The 16,716-nt window shown below is 48.9% G+C and carries 14 protein-coding genes, 1 tRNA gene and 1 pseudogene; 10 read left to right on the top strand and 6 right to left on the bottom strand.

Going from position 1 to position 16,716, the window contains the following annotated elements:
- Window positions 1-70 precede the first annotated feature (70 nt).
- Window positions 71-379: a hypothetical protein gene (locus LN737_RS00540; RefSeq protein ID WP_405515258.1), complete on the bottom strand. Its 309-nt coding sequence runs from the start codon at window positions 377-379 to the stop codon at window positions 71-73.
- A 113-nt stretch (window positions 380-492) separates the two neighbouring features.
- On the opposite strand from LN737_RS00540, the gene LN737_RS00535 reads away from it, so the two are divergent.
- The 5 genes from LN737_RS00535 to LN737_RS00515 all read left to right on the top strand — a co-directional run bounded on the left by LN737_RS00535 (window position 493) and on the right by LN737_RS00515 (window position 3,527).
- The gene (locus LN737_RS00535) at window positions 493-963 is read left to right on the top strand and encodes a LexA family transcriptional regulator (protein WP_405511529.1); all 471 of its coding nucleotides are present in this window, start codon (window positions 493-495) and stop codon (window positions 961-963) included.
- Complete coding sequence (locus tag LN737_RS00530; protein ID WP_405515256.1) at window positions 947-2,230, top strand: Y-family DNA polymerase; 1,284 nt, start codon at window positions 947-949, stop codon at window positions 2,228-2,230. Before LN737_RS00535 ends, LN737_RS00530 begins: the two co-directional genes overlap by 17 nt.
- Before the next feature lie 101 nt (window positions 2,231-2,331).
- Complete coding sequence (locus tag LN737_RS00525; protein WP_405515254.1) at window positions 2,332-2,559, top strand: hypothetical protein; 228 nt, start codon at window positions 2,332-2,334, stop codon at window positions 2,557-2,559.
- Between the two features lie 12 nt (window positions 2,560-2,571).
- Complete coding sequence (locus tag LN737_RS00520) at window positions 2,572-2,997, top strand: hypothetical protein (protein WP_405515252.1); 426 nt, start codon at window positions 2,572-2,574, stop codon at window positions 2,995-2,997.
- 143 nt (window positions 2,998-3,140) lie between these two features.
- Window positions 3,141-3,527: a hypothetical protein gene (locus LN737_RS00515; protein ID WP_405515250.1), complete on the top strand. Its 387-nt coding sequence runs from the start codon at window positions 3,141-3,143 to the stop codon at window positions 3,525-3,527.
- Between the two features lie 23 nt (window positions 3,528-3,550).
- Here the strand turns inward: LN737_RS00515 and LN737_RS00510 are convergent, their stop codons facing one another.
- From LN737_RS00510 to rpoN, 5 genes and pseudogenes are all read right to left on the bottom strand, one after another.
- A complete protein-coding gene (locus tag LN737_RS00510) occupies window positions 3,551-4,423 on the bottom strand; it encodes a DNA/RNA non-specific endonuclease (RefSeq protein ID WP_405515248.1) in 873 nt (290 codons plus the stop codon).
- A gap of 84 nt (window positions 4,424-4,507) precedes the next feature.
- Window positions 4,508-4,581: transfer RNA gene (locus LN737_RS00505), tRNA-Arg, on the bottom strand.
- 65 nt (window positions 4,582-4,646) lie between these two features.
- Window positions 4,647-5,444 carry an enoyl-CoA hydratase/isomerase family protein gene (locus tag LN737_RS00500; protein WP_405520260.1) on the bottom strand — a complete coding sequence of 266 codons (798 nt, stop codon included), beginning with the start codon at window positions 5,442-5,444 and terminating at the stop codon, window positions 4,647-4,649.
- Between the two features lie 113 nt (window positions 5,445-5,557).
- Window positions 5,558-6,145: a hypothetical protein gene (locus LN737_RS00495; protein WP_405520258.1), complete on the bottom strand. Its 588-nt coding sequence runs from the start codon at window positions 6,143-6,145 to the stop codon at window positions 5,558-5,560.
- 180 nt (window positions 6,146-6,325) lie between these two features.
- Window positions 6,326-7,770: pseudogene (gene rpoN, locus LN737_RS00490) on the bottom strand (RNA polymerase factor sigma-54).
- A gap of 148 nt (window positions 7,771-7,918) precedes the next feature.
- Here rpoN and LN737_RS00485 point away from each other — a divergent pair.
- The 5 genes from LN737_RS00485 (at window position 7,919) to LN737_RS00465 (ending at window position 16,625) form a co-directional block, all read left to right on the top strand.
- A complete protein-coding gene (locus tag LN737_RS00485) occupies window positions 7,919-9,409 on the top strand; it encodes a nicotinate phosphoribosyltransferase (protein WP_405515246.1) in 1,491 nt (496 codons plus the stop codon).
- 103 nt (window positions 9,410-9,512) lie between these two features.
- Window positions 9,513-10,250, top strand: a complete 738-nt coding sequence (locus tag LN737_RS00480) for an HAD family hydrolase (RefSeq protein ID WP_405515244.1) — start codon at window positions 9,513-9,515, stop codon at window positions 10,248-10,250.
- 84 nt (window positions 10,251-10,334) lie between these two features.
- The gene (locus LN737_RS00475; RefSeq protein WP_405515242.1) at window positions 10,335-11,486 is read left to right on the top strand and encodes a TIGR03364 family FAD-dependent oxidoreductase; all 1,152 of its coding nucleotides are present in this window, start codon (window positions 10,335-10,337) and stop codon (window positions 11,484-11,486) included.
- Window positions 11,487-11,650: 164 nt separating this feature from the next.
- Window positions 11,651-14,962, top strand: a complete 3,312-nt coding sequence (locus LN737_RS00470; protein ID WP_405515240.1) for a SusC/RagA family TonB-linked outer membrane protein — start codon at window positions 11,651-11,653, stop codon at window positions 14,960-14,962.
- Between the two features lie 94 nt (window positions 14,963-15,056).
- Window positions 15,057-16,625 carry a SusD/RagB family nutrient-binding outer membrane lipoprotein gene (locus LN737_RS00465; RefSeq protein WP_405515238.1) on the top strand — a complete coding sequence of 523 codons (1,569 nt, stop codon included), beginning with the start codon at window positions 15,057-15,059 and terminating at the stop codon, window positions 16,623-16,625.
- Window positions 16,626-16,716: the final 91 nt, after the last annotated feature.

Genomic DNA, 16,716 nt, shown 5'->3' with positions numbered 1-16,716 from the left:
GAAAAGTGACCACCGTAGAAATAATCGTGTGCGTCATCCTTCACAACATCCATCTAGCAAGCGTAAGGTCCTACTGATCATAATACCGCCGTTCCCCGTCAATTCCAGTCTGCCTCAAAGCGCTCCCAAGCATTTCATGAGCCGTATCGGCCAGCTCCTGAAGTTTTTCAACAACGATCGCATAATCATTGATGACCCACTCAACGGTAAATTCCGAGCGGGGAATCTGCAGTACATTGTAGGCAGGCGGCAAGACGGCCGTCAGCCGGGGCGCCAGTAGTATGTGTACGTAGGACGTATCAACCCGAAACTGGATCTCATCGACAAAATCCAGTTGCTTCAACTGGGCCGCAGTTTGGGCTACTTGTTCATTTGTCATTGTGTTTTGTCATCAAAACTAACGCGTCCTTGTATTTTATTTGTATGATAGATAACAAAAGTATATTATAGCGGTTTGATGCACTAGCAGCCGACACCGCTATGATCGATAGTATGGATAAAATCCCTCCTGAGAATATCTTTCGCGTCAGTTACACCAACCGAAAAGGGAGGGCAAAAACTATTCCACTGTTCCTCAGCTACGTACAGGCGGGCTTTGCTTCGCCCGCTGAGAATTACATCGAACGCCGACTGAATTTGCATGATCTCTGCGTTCAATACCCCGATGCGACGTATTTTGTTCGGGTAGCGGGTGATTCGATGATCGGTGCCCACATTTTACCCGGCTCTATTCTAGTCGTGGATGCGGTCAGGCCCATCAAAAGCGGATCGATCATCGTTGCCTGGCTGAATGGGGAATGCTGCGTCAAGTATTTTGTTCGCACTGGGAGAATGATTACGCTGCACCCAGCTAATCCAAACTACACGCCAACCTTCGTGCATCTGGACCGGGATAATCTGCGTGTTATGGGTACGGTCACCTACATCGTTTCAAAACCGGAGCCCTATGTACAGCTTGATTGATGCCAACGCCTTTTACGTAAGCTGTGAGCGTAGCTTTGATCCATCCCTGGAAGGCAAGCCCGTCATTGTCTTATCGAACCGCGATGGCTGCGTGGTCGCTCGTTCTGACCAGGCCAAAGCCCTCAGCATTAAAATGGGGCAGCCGTTTTTTGAGTTGGAGGAGTTACGCAAGCAGCACGAAATTTTCGTGTTCTCATCCAACTATACCCTCTACGGTGATATGTCCTCACGGTTTCATAGCATCCTGCTCAATTTCGTTGAAGACGTTGAGGTGTATTCGATTGATGAAGCGTTTATTCAGGTGGATGGCTATGAGGGGATCTACCCCAGCTACCAGGGGTTAGGCCAGACGATTCGGGAAACGATGGATCAATGGCTACGAATTCCTGTCTGCGTCGGCTTTGGTCCAACCAAAACGCTGGCCAAGGTTGCCAATAAACTGGCCAAGGCAAATCCGGATTATAAGGGTGTCTGTGTGCTGGAATCACCGGAGTCTATCCAGGAAGCCCTGGCTACTTTTTCGGTTAAGGATTTATGGGGCGTTGGTGGCCGTTACGCAGCTATGTTAAAGCGGCATGGTATTACCACGGCCGCGCAGCTTAGAGATACCGATGAGGACTGGATTAACCAGAAAATGACCGTGAACGGGTTGCGCATGGTCCACGAATTACGCGGGTTTTCCTGTAAGTTTTTAGAGGTGGGTCAACCGGCTAAGAAAGTAATCCTGACCGCTCCCAGCTTTGGCAAGCTGATTCCGGATCTGGAAACGATTACCGATGCGCTAACCTCACACCTGGCCAGATCCTGTGAAAAGCTACGGAAACAGGATTCGCTTTGCGGAGCTGTTACCGTATTTCTTCATACAGATCGATTCCGTCGAACGCCTGGCAACGGCCTTCCTGCTAAACAGTACAGCAACAGCATTACCATCCCATTACCCCATCCGACCAGTGCCACACCAGAACTATTGAAATATGCGACTTCTGGACTCAAGTCTATTTTCAAATATGGCTACAACTACCAGAAAGTAGGGGTGATGCTTACGGATCTGGTGCCAGGCGATTATCGACAGAAGGGGATCTTTGTCGAGGGACCAAACGAGAAGCTGTTACAACTTTCTACTGTCGTTGATGAACTCAATCGTCACTATGGACAGGATAAATTGCGACTGGCTAGCCAACTATATAATCCTGATTGGCCCATGAAGCAGAATTATCTGAGCAAGCATTATACAACTAGATGGGAGGATATACTGCAGGTTAGCTAAAAATCTCTGCGAAACTTGACAAAAAACGGGGAAAATCCCATTGCCATTGTAACGCATTCATCACACTTTTGTCAGTCAGAATTAACAAACAAGGCCAAGATATGGAGATTACAGGCTTTACAGTAGAGCTTCTGTTAGGTGCTCCCAATCCGTTTGGAAGAATAAATCTTACATTTAGAAATGGGTCAACAATTACTAAAGATTACAACCTTGAAACTTTTGGTGTTGTGATCCAAATGCTAAGAATCGATACAGTGTTTTATGATCAAGTTCAGGATAAGTATTTTACGCGATTAGGCCAAGGTGTTACTACAATTGCCAGACGCTAATATATCCCTAAAATGAAAGAGGCAATGTACGAGCAAATAAAAAACCCTTTGAAAGTATTATCTTTTTCTCTACTTATCATTTTATCATTTTCGTGTGTAAGCACGAAGGATTTAAAAATTAATAAAGCTAAAGGTGCTCAATATATTTATCGCAACGAAGAGCAAAGTCCCAATACAGGCATTTTTCACAATGCCGCTTACGAAATACCATCAAAATTTATTTCAGAAATAAAAATAGATGCGGATGGACACTATCTCGAATTGGTTCCTAATGATAAAGCGGCCTTGATAGCGAAAAAAGTATATCCACCATCCTCAACTATAACGGTATATAATTCGGTAGCTGATTTTAACAGGGGATTTACATACCCCCCTTTAGATCGCTACTTAAACGACTCTTATCTTAGTACTTTGATTGCCCCCCTCCCAACAAAATAAAAGAGACACTTGCTTTTAGTGAAGTAATAAAGGACGAATACGAAAAGGGAGCCAGGTTTAGATATAGTAATAATGAGACAATAGTTCAAGCTATCACTATTCCTTTTAAATATCGATTTAACCAAGGTAGTAGACCATACGAAGTGACCACTGGTGTGAATGCAGGTGTAGCATTGGGTTTTAAAAATAATAATAATATTTACACCCCTTACTACAAACTAGGCAAAGACAACAATAACAGAATAACTAGGCTACTAATTAATCACAAACTAACCACCATTGGCTTTACTCCTGCCATATTCGCTGGCTTAACAACCATTGGCCTAAGTGAGAAAAATACATCCCCTACTATTGGGCAAGAAAGGACAGTTTTAGGGATAAACTATGGGGTGCTTTTCGCCGTCAATATTAATAAATTTAGTTTAGGAGGAGCCATAGGTTTTGATACCGGTTTTGGTAAAGACAGCAAGTCTTGGGTTTATCAAAATAAACCTTGGCTTGGGCTGGTAGTTGGTTTTGATTTCCTTTAGTCTTCTCAAGTTAATTAAAGGATTTAACTGTCAATTCTCTCCTCTACTAAGCTTTGCACACTCTCTGGCACATTTGAAAGCAAATCATACCCCATTTGTTTTTCAATCTCATCAACGCTCACTCGGTATTTGTTCCACGCCTGATTACCACTTGCATTTGTGTTGGGCATCCAAACCGCAATAACTCGCGTCTGGGCGGTTATTCGTTTCACATCGTCCGAACCTACAGGCAGTACCACAATCACCTTCCAGAGCGCAGCTGGAACGCTAAGTTTGCCACTGGCTATACTGGTAGCTTTGCTATTGTCTCCCTCACCACCTTTACCGGACGTACCAGCAATGATGTACAGTTCATTTCCCTTTGATACTAATTCTCGACAGTAATCCTCCAGTATCTTCCAGGCTTGCCGATTAAGCGTTGGAGCCTGCGGTACAATATTGGTCAGAATAAACGTAGTCTTGTTCTCCTCGGCCGTACTATCCCGATCATCACTCGGGCAGAGGTGGCCTCTGTCGAATCCAGTATTCGTATAATCGCTGTGCTTGGCCTGATACCAGCCGGAGGGCAGAGACTGATCAGGAATGAAACTGCCTGAATACCTTGTGGCTGATCCTTTCCAGGCTGCGCTCAGATGCCAGCTACACCAGTTAGCGATTCCCGCCGACTGGTTATAGGAAAGTGAATACGTAGGCCGGGTAATGAGATAATTGTTTGGACTAAATGGGGTAGACTCCGCCTGACTTGGATTACCCAGCGCCAGGTTATCATCACGGGTAGGCGTGGCATTATTAGGGGCAGGTGTGTCAGCGTGTTTACACTGATCGAGGGTGAATAGTAGTAGAAAGCCGTAACTAATTCGTAAAAAGCAGGCGAAAAACTTCTTCGGGATAGTCATGAAATAAACAGGCTAGTATGCAAAAACGTATGCAAACAAAAAGCCACTTACTACATTTCTGTTTGTAAGTGGCTGGTTATCAAGTGCACTCGTAGGGATTCGAACCCCAAACCTCCTGATCCGTAGTCAGGTGCTCTATCCAATTGAGCTACGAATGCATTGCCATATGGCGTTCCCGTTGATTGGGAGTGCAAAAGTAGGGAGAAAAAGCGGCTCTGTCAACCTATCGGCCCGAAAAATTTGCTTTACGCTTCATCAAAAACGCACTAATTCCTTCTGCTGTATCAGCTGTTCGCCCTAATACATCCTGATTATCAGCTTCTTCATTTAGCTGATGGTCGAGGTCTGAATAAAGCGATTGATTCAATACGCGCTTCATGCTGCCAATCGCGAGGGTAGGGGCACCAGCGTAATAGCTTACCAGGCTGTCAACAGCTGCGTCTAGCTCCGACATTGGTACTGACTGATTCACCAGGCCGATCCGGGCAGCTTCAGGACCGTACACGCGTCGACCGGTGCTGCACAACTCGAAGGCCCGCTGGGGCCCAATAAGTCTGGGTAGGAAAAACGTTGAGCCCGCGTCGGGCATCAGACCGATGTTGACAAATAGCTGGCTGAAATAAGCTTCATCGGCACATACAAGCACATCGCAGGCCAAAGCGAGTGAGAAGCCCGCACCGGCCGCTACGCCATTAACTCGCCCAATAATGGGCTTGGGTACGTTCCGAAGGGCCTGAATCATGGGATGATACGTAGTGCGGAGTGATTCGCCCAGGTTCAACTGCCCACCTGCGGTGAGGGACTGTGCAACGCCTTCTTTCAAATCGGCACCGGACGAAAAGGCTTTGTCGCCCGCGCCCGTGAGGACGATTACCCGCACCCGCTCATCGGCGCCAGCCGCTTCGATAGCGGCTGTAATGTCGCGGATAAGGCCGGGGCTTAAAGCATTGTATACCTGCGGTCGGTTCAGCGTAATCCGGCAAACGGAATTCGTTACGTCGTAGAGAAGGTTCTCAAAGATTGGCATATAAAGTACAGGCTTAGAAGGTGTAAGGTAGGATCTCTGTCCTGAACGATCAAACGTACTGGTCTTTGAACCGGCTACATCTGTTGATTTTTTATGTCAAAGCCTGTTTACATAAACCAGTAGACGGTCAGTAAACTAATGCTGAGACCGAGAGCCAGACCTGCAATGATCTGCGCGGGCGTGTGGGCATTCAGTTGCAGCCGGGCGCTCGCCACAAAACCAGTTATTGATACCAGCAACGTCAAGGGAATGAACAGGTCCATAATGCCGAATTTGAGCATGATACTGGCAAGTGCGCCTAAAACCCCGCCAATTCCAACACTGTGGGCGCTGATTTGCCAGCTCAGGCTAATGGTGCCAACCAGTAGAATGGAAACCGCAATGCTGGCGATCAGAATACCAATTTCGGGCGCGAGCGTAGAAACGAGCTGCATTCGGAATGTGAACAGATACCCGAGAAAGAGATAGACGACAGCCGTCAGGAAATAAGGCAGACGCCGGTCGCTCAGGCTGGTCAACTGCATATTCCGAACGTACCCAATGCGGAAGAGGTAGTAAATGAGCAGCGATGGCACCATAAACGTACCTACAAAGATGAGTACCAGCAAACTTAGCCGAAGTGAGCTTGAAAACGCATCCATTCCCAACACGCTGGGGACCTGAAACAGGAGCACACCAAACAGTAAGGTCGGCATTAATAACGGATGGAAAACGACCGACAGAAAATGAGCAAGAGACTTTGTCAATGATGAATGATAAGTGATGAATGATAACAGATACTCAACAGACTGATAAATGATGAAGTGCGTTTATTGGAATCACAAAGGTAATGACTCCCCTCATTCATCATTTATCAGTCTTCATTCCTCATTCATTTACAGTTCTTTCCTCAGCCGGGCAACAGGAATGTTGAGTTGCTCACGGTATTTGGCCACAGTACGACGGGCAATGTTGTAGCCCCGGTCGTTCAGGATTTTTTCGAGTTTATCGTCCGAAAGCGGGTGCAGTTTGGGTTCAGCGTCGATCAGCTCTTTCAGAATATTCTTCACCTCACGGCTGCTTACGTCTTCGCCTGTATCGGTAGCTATACCTTCCGAGAAGAAATATTTAAGCGGATAAATGCCGAATTCCGTTTGGATGGCCTTGCTGTTGGCCACCCTCGATACCGTCGATACGTCCATATCGATACGCATGGCAATGTCTTTCAGAATCATGGGCCGTAGCCGCGATTCATCGCCGGTGAGAAAAAAGTCGTACTGAAACTGCACAATAGCGTTCATGGTTTTGAGCAGCGTTTGCTGGCGCTGTTTGATTGCGTCGATAAACCATTTGGCGGCATCCAGTTTCTGTTTGACAAACGAGACCGTTTCTTTCAGGCTTTTGTTCTGCTTTTTGCTCTTGTCGTATGTATCGAGCATATCGGCAAACGAGCGGCTGATACGTAGTTCCGGCGCATTCTTGGAGTTAAGCGTCAGTTCAAGCTTACCACTTGTATTGGTCAGGATAAAATCGGGAATCAGGTATTGAATGTTACCGGTTTCACCTTCTACCGACCCCGGCTTTGGATTCAGCCTGATAATGACATCGACCACTTTTTTAACGAATCGTCGCTAATGTTCAGTCGTCGCTGAATTTTGTCATAGTGTTTGCGAGAGAATTCATCGAAGAAATCCTCAATAATACGAATAGCCAATTCAACACAGAGATCGTTCTGGTCTTTACGTCGGAGTTGAAGCAACAGGCATTCCTGCAAATCACGGGCGGCAATACCGGCTGGGTCGAACGACTGAATTTTGTGCAGTACGTCTTCAACTTCGCTGGCGTCGGTAAAGATGTTCTGTGAAAAAGCGAGATCGTTCACAATGGCCTGAATTGACCGGCGGATGTAGCCATCGGCCTCAATACTACCGATGAGTTGCAGCCCGATAATGCGCTGGTCTTCCGTGAGATCCAGATAGCCAAATTGTTGCAGTAGCGAGTCGAGCAGGCTTGAGCTGGTAGCCAGCGGCATGTCGCGCTCTTCTTCATTGTAATTGCCATCGCCCTGCATTTTGTACCCGGCATAATCTTCATCCCGGATGTAACTGTCGATGTCCAGATCGTCGTCGCGCTCTTTGTAATCGTCCAGTTCATCGAACGGGTCATCCTGTTTCTGGTCGTACTCCTCATCCGCGCCTTCTTCCAGAGCTGGATTTATTTCCAGCTCTTCTTCGATGCGCGTGTCCAGTTCAGCCGTCGGAATCTGCAGCAGTTTGATAAATTGAATCTGCTGGGGAGATAACTTTTGCTGAAGGGACTGGGAAAGACTTAATTTCTGCATGATGAGGTATTCAGTTAGTCAGTTACGTTGAGTCGGTTAAGAAAAGGGCAAAATGCCCCCGGCAATTATCAGACCAAAGTAATCAGTTTTTTGTTTTTATACGCATGAATTTTCTGCGAAATGTAGTTCGTATGCTACCTTCGTGCTCATGACCAACAAGCTTTACGACACTTCATTAAGCCTTCTGACGGATCTGTATCAGGTAACGATGGCTTATGGCTACTGGAAATCAAACACCGCTGAGAAAGAAGCCGTTTTTAACCTGTATTTTCGTAAAAATCCGTTCAGTGGCGGGTTCACCATCGCCTGTGGCCTGGCCAATATCATCGGGTATATAGAGAACTTCGGATTTTCGAAAAAAGATCTGCGTTACCTGCGTAGTATGACGGGCAACGACGGTAAACCGCTGTTTGAAGAGGGATTTCTGGACTATCTGGCCAGTCTGAAATTGACCTGCGATATTGAAGCCGTTCCGGAAGGTACGGTTGTGTTTCCGAATGAACCTATGATTCGAGTGCGCGGGCCGATATTACAGTGCCAGCTGCTCGAAACACCCCTGCTGAATCTGATCAACTTTGAGTCGCTCATTGCTACAAAAGCAGCCCGATTGCGGCTGGTGGTCGAAACCGATACGTTGCTGGAGTTTGGGCTGCGCCGGGCGCAGGGCGTTGATGGGGGCATGACCGCCAGCCGGGCTGCCTACATTGGTGGCTGCGATGCTACGTCGAACGTACTGGCGGGTAAACTATACGATGTGCCTGTGCGGGGCACACACGCGCATAGCTGGGTCATGTCGTTTGACGATGAACAACTGGCCTTTGATACCTACGCCCGCATCATGCCCAACAACGTAACCCTGCTGGTCGATACCTACGATACGTTGCAGGGGGTTCGGCACGCCATCGAAACGGGGCGTATGCTGGAACAACAGGGGCATAAACTGTCGGCTATCCGGCTCGACTCGGGCGATCTGGCGTATTTGAGTATCGAAGCCAGAAAATTGCTGGACGACGCTGGTTTTCAGAAAACGTCCATTGTGGCGAGCAATGATCTGGACGAGACAATTATTGCCAGTCTGAAACAACAGGGGGCCAAAATTGACATCTGGGGCGTCGGGACCAAGCTGGTTACGGCTTTCGATCAACCCGCGCTGGGTGGGGTTTATAAACTGGCCGCGTTACGTCATGAAGCTTCCGGCGCCGAAACGTCGGGCCGCTGGGAATATAAAATGAAACTGTCGGAGCAGGCGATTAAAATTTCGACGCCGGGTATTCAGCAGGTACGTCGGTTTCGCGACGAGCGCGGGTTTATGGCGGATATGATTTTTGACGCCGAAATTGACAGCACGAACAAGCCGACGGTTATGATTGACCCGCTGGATTTTACCAAGCGCCGTCGTTTTGACGCGACTCAGCCGTACGAAGATTTACTGGTACCTGTGTTTCGGGAAGGAAGCTGTGTGTACGAGTTGCCCAATATCCATGACGTTCGGGCGCGGGTACAAACGCAGCTGGCCGATCTGCATCCGGGTGTAAAGCGGTTTGTCAATCCGCATACCTATCCGGTTGGACTGGAAAAGACGCTTCACGAATTAAAAACGGAGCTAATTATGAAACTGCGGGAAAGCGTTGACCAGTAGTGCCATCGTGACAGTCGCTTATTTCTCTATTTCTTAATACCAACCAGGTTCAGCGTATCAATCTTTTCTGTTGTTTTACGAGTCTTCTTCTAACTTCTCTATCATGCAACCCATTGAACTAGTGGTTTTTGACATGGCCGGTACAACAGTCACCGATCACCATGAGGTAGAACGATGCTTTGCCGAGGCCGCTCGTGAAACCGGCCTTACCGTTTCTGACGAACGAATTCTGGCTATGCAGGGGCTCTCTAAACGCTACGTGTTCGAAACGCTCTGGAAAGAACAGTTGGGCGATCAGCACCCCGATATAACCCGTTTTGTCGACGTATCGTACGATGCGTTTCGGCGTATCCTGGAAGAGCATTACCGGACCCACGGCGCAACGCCCACCGACGGTTGCCTGGAAACGTTTGCTTTTCTGCACGAACGGGGCATTCCTATTGCACTCACAACGGGCTTCTATCGGGTTGTAACGGATATCATTCTTGAAAAACTCGGCTGGCTGGACGGACTAAACGACCAGCGCGTTGGCGGGCCCGATACCGTTATTCAACTATCTATTGCCAGCGATGAAGTTGAACGTGGGCGGCCCTATCCGCAGATGATCGAGAAAGCTATGCAGACACTTGGCGTGAGCAATCCGAAAGCAGTGGTGAACATTGGCGATACGCCTTCCGATCTGCTGTCGGGCCGGGCGGCTGGGGTGGCGCTCAATCTGGGACTGACCAACGGTACGCATTCGCGGGCGCAACTGGAAGCCTACCCGCACGATTTGTTGTTGGGCTCCCTCCGGGAATTGCCTGCATTGATCTCGGCAAGAGAAGTTACGGTAAAAGTATAAATAAGGAGAAGGGAGGAAAGGATAAGGGAAAAAGAAGACAATTGTTCTTTCTCCTTTCCTCCCTTTTCCCTTCTCCTTCAAATCATGCCCGCCTACGATCTAATTATTATTGGTGCCGGTACGCTCGGTACGTTTCATGCCTATCATGCGGCTAAAGCCGGTCAGCGTGTGCTGTTGCTCGAAAAAGATCGGTACCCTGTGGGAGCTACAGTCCGTAATTTCGGGCAGGTGGTACCTTCCGGCCTGGCTGGGCGATGGTTCGATTACGGCCGTCGGAGTCTGGAAATTTACCGCGATCTTCAGCAGGAAACCGACCTGACAGTACGGCAGAATGGCACCATCTATATTGCCTCAGATGCAGATGAATGGCAACTGGCCAATGAACTCCACGACCGGTATGAGCAAATCGGCTACACCAGCGAACTGCTAACTAAAGCGCAGTGCCTGGACAAATACCCGTCGTTGCAGGCTGATTACGTAGTAGGCGGGATTTTCTTTCCGCAGGAGATGAGTGTGGAGCCGGAGCAGATGATTCACCGGTTGATTGCGTTTGTTCAGCAGAAACATGGTGTCGATTACCGGCCCGGTTCGGTGGTTATTGATGCGCAGTCCAATGCCAGTGGTGTTACGGTAACATTAAGCAGTCGGGAGCGCTTTCAGGCTGGGCGGGTGCTGATGTGCAGCGGCCACGAGGTGCGGTTACTGTTTCCCGACGTACTGGCTAAGGCTGGTTTAGTCGTCAGTAAGCTGCAAATGCTGCTGGCTGAACCAGTCACTGGCCTGAGCTTGCCCGGAAATATTCTGACGGGTTTGACGATACGTCGCTATGAAGCCTTTCAGGAATGCCCGTCCTACGCTACTCTCAAGACGCCGGAAGCCCTGGCCGAACTTAAAAAGTGGGGTATTCATATCCTGTTCAAGCAGGCTATCGATGGATCGATCATTGTGGGCGATTCACACGAATATGCCGACGCTACGCAGGCGGAAGACCTGGGCTACCACACGCAGGATTATATCAACGACCTAATGCTGGCCGAAGCCAGACGTATTGTTACGTTTCCGCTAACTATTAAAAAAACATGGGCCGGTTTCTACAGCCAGACAAAAGACGAAATTTTTGAGCATAATGTCGACGCGAACATCCGCATTGTAACGGGCATAGGTGGTAAAGGAATGAGTTCAGGGGCTGGCTATGCGGAAGAGTCGATTCAGCACTGGGTCAATGCGCCTATATGATTTTATAAACGACAATACGTATCGATTTAAAGAATGTGTATTAAGGCAAGGTAAATATTTGACTGGGTTGTTGACTGTACGGTAAAACGTGCTTAATATTAGAGTAATATCAGTACGGTACTTTTGTGAAATTTACTTAAGCAACCAACTCACCCATCAAACGTATGAAGCATTCTCTATTGTCTTCTGCGCCATCAATAAAGGCTTCGCGCTGGCAATTGGTGGCGTTTTTGTTTTGTCTGCTGCCAGGTCTGTCGGCCCTGGCACAAACGATAACCGGCAAGGTTACCTCAACGGATGACAACCAACCGCTGCCGGGCGTGTCGATCTTACTGAAAGGCACAACCTCGGGGACAACGACCCGCGCGGATGGTACGTATACACTTACCGTGAATAATCCTGCCAAAGCCACCCTGACGTTTTCGTTCATTGGCTACCAGACGCAGGAAATTGCTGTCGGTAACCGCACGACCATCGATGTAGCGATGGCTGTAGGTACATCGACGCTGGGGGAAGTTGTCGTTACGGCCCTCGGTATCAAAAAAGACATCCGGCAAACGGGGGTTACCATTCAAACGGTTGACGGGAATCAGTTGCTGAAAGCCCGGGAACCAAATCCGATCAACTCGCTGACTGGTAAGGTGGCAGGTCTGACCGTCGGGGCATCGTCGGAACTGCTGGGGCGACCAAACATTTCACTACGGGGTAATTCCGACGTACTGTTCGTTGTGGATGGTATTCCCATTACGTCCGACACCTGGAACATCAGTGCCGATGATATTGAAACGTATACGGTTCTGAAAGGCGCATCGGCATCGGCCTTATATGGCTTCCGGGGAAAAAACGGGGCTATCCTGATTACGACCAAGCGCGGTACGAAAGACAAACGTGGTTTTTCGGTCGAAGTTAACACAAGCCAGATGGCCGATCAGGGATTCATTGCGATCCCGAAAGTGCAGGACGAATATGGCCCCGGCGACCACGGTGTGTATGCCTTTGGCGATGGAAAAGGAAATGGCCTCAACGATGGTGACTACGACATCTGGGGACCAGCTCTGAATGGGCAGTTGATTCCGCAGTATGACAGCCCGGTAGTACCAGGGGGAAGCTTCACAACCAAATTTCCGAACGGCAGCACGTTCACCAGCAATCGCCAGCCAACCCCATTTCTGCCACGTGGTAAAGACAACCTCAGCCGGTTCATCCAGACAGGTATTCAGTCGAATAACAACATTGCTGTAGCCGCATCCGGGGAGAAATACGATATGCGTTTTTCGCTTTCGCACAATTTTACCCGCGGTTTGGTACCCAACACCAAACTGAACGTAACGAACTTCAACATTACGGGCGGCTACAATTTTTCGCCCAAACTACGCTTCGAGTCGAGTTTGAACTACAACCGCCAGTACACGCCGAACTTCCCGGACGTACAGTATGGGCCTAACTCGCTGATTTATAACATCATTGCCTGGGGCGGTGCCGACTGGAACGTCGATGACATGAAGCAGATCTGGCAGCCGGGTAAAGAAGGTACCCAACAAATTTATGCCGAATATCAGCGGTATAATAACCCCTGGTTCTTGGCCAAATACTGGTTGCGTGGGCACTACAACAACAACATTTACGGCTACACATCGCTACGTTACCAGATTGCCGACGGATTGCAGATAACAGCCAAAACACAATTAACTACTTACAATCTGTTACGTACCGAGAAATTTCCGTATTCGGCTACGAGCTACGGACGGGAAGAAGGACGGGGCGATTACCGGGAAGACCGCCGGAATCTGTTCGACAACATCAACCAGGTATTGATTCAGTATAACAAAAAAGTTACGCCCGACCTGACTCTGAATGCACTGGCGGGTGGTGAAGCGCGGATTTTCAACTACAACTCCGACTATGCCAGCACCAACTACCTGAACGTACCGGGTGTGTATAACTTTGCCAACTCCTCGAACCCGGTGGTTGCGTCAAACTTTCAGTCGGACATGCGCGTACTATCGGCTTACTATTCTGCCGATTTCACCTTCCGCGATTATCTGACCCTGACCACTACGGGCCGACTGGATAAACTCTCGACCTTGCCAAAGGGGAATAACGCGTATTTCTATCCATCGGTAGCGCTGAGCACCGTCATTTCGGATTATATTCATCTGCCTGAAAACCTGGGCATTTCCTTCCTGAAACTGCGGGCATCTTATGCTAACGTAAAAGACGGTCTGACCCAATCGACCATCGGCTCGACGCCCGGTGCTTCGTTTCCGGTAGGTTATGGTACTGATTACAGCTCATCCTATGGTGGACCAACATACCAGAACTCGGCAGTCTATTCATTGCCGATGGCTTATAACAACAAACCCGCGGCCTACTATACCAATACCCTCAACAACCCCAATCTGAAACCGAATTCAACCTCGCAAACGGAAGTGGGTCTGGATATTCGCTTCCTGAAAAACCGGTTGATTCTGGATGCAGCCTACTACGTCAGTAACGATGGCCCGCGCATTTTCACCCTGCCCTCCTCGGAAGCAACGGGGTATACAGGGCGGTTGGTTAACGGGATTCTGACCCAGAAAAAAGGCGGTGAAATTTCGCTGACAGGGCAGGCGCTACGCACCGCGAAAGGCTTTAACTGGGACATTGTGGCCAACTACTCAACCTTTACCGAGCGGCTGAAAGACGTATACGCTGAAGGCGGAATCAATACGCTGGCATCGAGCTATTTTGTGGGTAGCAGCAGTGGGTCGCGATTCATCAACGTAGGCGATCGGACCGACGGATTCTATTCCGGAGCATTTGTGCGCACGCCTGATGGGCAGTTGATCAACGACGCTGGCGGACGACCCATCGTAAACCCGGTATCGCAGTTTCTGGGGTACGTGAACCCGAAATTTGTATGGGGTGTCAACAACCGGTTCAGCTATAAGAGCATCAACTTCAGTTTTCAGTTCGATGGTCGTGTGGGCGGGGTAATTGTCGATTACGTTCGGCAGAAAACGTTCCAGGGTGGACGTAACATCGAAACGGTGCAGGGCGCTTTTGGGGCTGCCCGCCCTAATGATGTGCAGGGCATCAAATCTTACCTGGGCGACGGCGTTGTGCTGACAAGTGGCAGTATAAACTACGATGTAAATGGTAATGTGCTTAACTACAGCGAGTTGAAATATGCACCTAACACGACTAAAACCTACGAACAGGATTATATCGGTCGGGTATATGGTCAGTCGGAAGCGTCGCTCATGAGTCGGAGTTTTGTCAAACTGCGAGAAGTCATCATCGGGTATACGCTCCCCCAATCTTTGCTGAGCCGTATCGGGGTGAAGCAGGCCAGTGTATCATTTGTGGGTCGTAACCTGCTCTATTTCGCTAAATACAAAGACATCGACCTTGATCAGTTCCTGACAGGAGGGTACTCAGGTCTGCAAACGCCAACGACACGTCGGTACGGGATCAACCTGAATCTGGTATTCTAAAAAACAGTCACTGGGCGTTAGGCCATTGGTCATTAGGTATGTCTTCCTAACCACCAATGACTAATGACAAAATGACAAACGACTTATTAATCTCATGAAACTACATAAACATATTCTTATCCCGCTTTTTGCTGTTAGCCTGTTTCTGTCTTCCTGCGAAAAGCCGTTCGATGAACTCGAACAGGACCCGAACCGGCCTACCAGTGCACCCGCTTCGCTGGTGTTCAACGGTATTCTGAACGATATGTACGGCATTGCCGGTGGTGGTGGCTGGAATGATGCCCAGCGATACAATCAGTTCTACGCCAGTAACTACAATTACTACGCTACGAATGAATATTCCTGGACGTCGACAGGGCTTTATTATACCACCCTGAAAAACGTACTAAAAATGGAGCAGGAAGCTAAAAAAGCTGGCTTGGCTGATGTGAATGCATACTCAGCCCTCGGAAAATTCTTCCGGGCGTACTTCTTCGAGAACATGACCAAGCGCGTAGGCGATATTCCCGTAACCGACGCCTTGCAGGGGCTGGATAATTCAACACCGAAATACAATACGCAGAAAGAAGTGTACGTGCAGATTCTGAAGTGGCTGGATGATGCCAATACCGATCTAACAACCCTGATTGCTAAAGCAGACAATAACCTGACGGGTGATATTTACCTGGGCAACAGCCTGGCTAAATGGCAGAAGGTAGTCAATTCGTACAAGCTGCGGGTATTGATAAGCCTGAGCAAGAAAGAGGCCGATACCGAGCTGAATGTGAAAGCGCGGTTTGCCGATGTGGTCAATAACCCGACCAAGTACCCGTTGATGACGTCGATGGACGATAATCTGCAGTACATTTACAATAACGCGTTCAACAAGTATCCGCGTAATCCCGACAATTTTGGCCAGAACGCCACCCGCGAAAACATGGCCGCTACGTATCTGGGTGCGCTGACATCCCTGAAAGATCCGCGTACGTTTGTAGTGGCTGAGCCTGCTTCGGCAAAAATTGCAGCCGGTGCCAAACCAACCGATTTCGCGGCCTTCGTGGGCGCTTCGTCGGGCGAGGATCTGGCGATTATGTCGTCGAATGCCAACCAGGGTATCTATTCATTTCAGAATCGGAAACGGTATTACAGCACCTATACGGCTGAGCCTTATATCATTGTCGGTTACCCGGAGCAGCTGTTTACCATTGCTGAAGGAATTAATCGGGGTTGGGCGGCCGGTAAAGCCGAGGATTACTACAAACAGGGTATTCAGGCATCGTGGGCGTTTTATGGCTTGAAAGATGGCGCCAACACGGTGTATTTCTCGGCCGATGGAGGATACAAAGTGTTCAATACGTATACGGTCAATGTGAGCTTTGCCGACTACTACGGGCAGGCAGCTGTGAAATACGCCGACGGCGCTACGGGGCTAACGCAGATTCTGACGCAGAAATACCTGGCCTTCTTCCAGCAGTCGGGAATGGAGCCTTTCTACAACCAGCGCCGGACGGGCGTACCAACGTTTCTGGTTGGGCCGGGAACCGCAAACAGCCAGCGGATTCCGCTACGGTGGCAGTATCCGGCTACCGAGCGTTCGTACAACACCGCCAACAACAGTGCAGCCGTAACAAGCCAGTATGGCGGTACCGACGATATCAATGCCGCCATGTGGATATTGAAATAAATCAGTAATATCCGGCCAGCCACCAGACCTATAAGGTTTCAAAACCTTATAGGTCTTTACGTCATTGACGCCATCAGTAGCGGTAACCGCT

The sequence above is a fragment of the Spirosoma sp. KNUC1025 genome (assembly GCF_045160025.1).
Lineage (GTDB): Bacteria > Bacteroidota > Bacteroidia > Cytophagales > Spirosomataceae > Spirosoma.
This window is presented reverse-complemented; position numbering and strand designations above follow the sequence as displayed.

Coding starts and splice junctions, on each gene's coding strand:
- LN737_RS00540 (WP_405515258.1), bottom strand. CDS start 379: ATGACAAATGAACAAGTAGCCCAAACTGCGGCCCAGTTGAAGCAACTG.
- LN737_RS00535 (WP_405511529.1), top strand. CDS start 493: ATGGATAAAATCCCTCCTGAGAATATCTTTCGCGTCAGTTACACCAAC.
- LN737_RS00530 (WP_405515256.1), top strand. CDS start 947: ATGTACAGCTTGATTGATGCCAACGCCTTTTACGTAAGCTGTGAGCGT.
- LN737_RS00525 (WP_405515254.1), top strand. CDS start 2,332: ATGGAGATTACAGGCTTTACAGTAGAGCTTCTGTTAGGTGCTCCCAAT.
- LN737_RS00520 (WP_405515252.1), top strand. CDS start 2,572: ATGAAAGAGGCAATGTACGAGCAAATAAAAAACCCTTTGAAAGTATTA.
- LN737_RS00510 (WP_405515248.1), bottom strand. CDS start 4,423: ATGACTATCCCGAAGAAGTTTTTCGCCTGCTTTTTACGAATTAGTTAC.
- LN737_RS00495 (WP_405520258.1), bottom strand. CDS start 6,145: ATGCCGACCTTACTGTTTGGTGTGCTCCTGTTTCAGGTCCCCAGCGTG.
- LN737_RS00485 (WP_405515246.1), top strand. CDS start 7,919: ATGACCAACAAGCTTTACGACACTTCATTAAGCCTTCTGACGGATCTG.
- LN737_RS00480 (WP_405515244.1), top strand. CDS start 9,513: ATGCAACCCATTGAACTAGTGGTTTTTGACATGGCCGGTACAACAGTC.
- LN737_RS00475 (WP_405515242.1), top strand. CDS start 10,335: ATGCCCGCCTACGATCTAATTATTATTGGTGCCGGTACGCTCGGTACG.
- LN737_RS00470 (WP_405515240.1), top strand. CDS start 11,651: ATGAAGCATTCTCTATTGTCTTCTGCGCCATCAATAAAGGCTTCGCGC.
- LN737_RS00465 (WP_405515238.1), top strand. CDS start 15,057: ATGAAACTACATAAACATATTCTTATCCCGCTTTTTGCTGTTAGCCTG.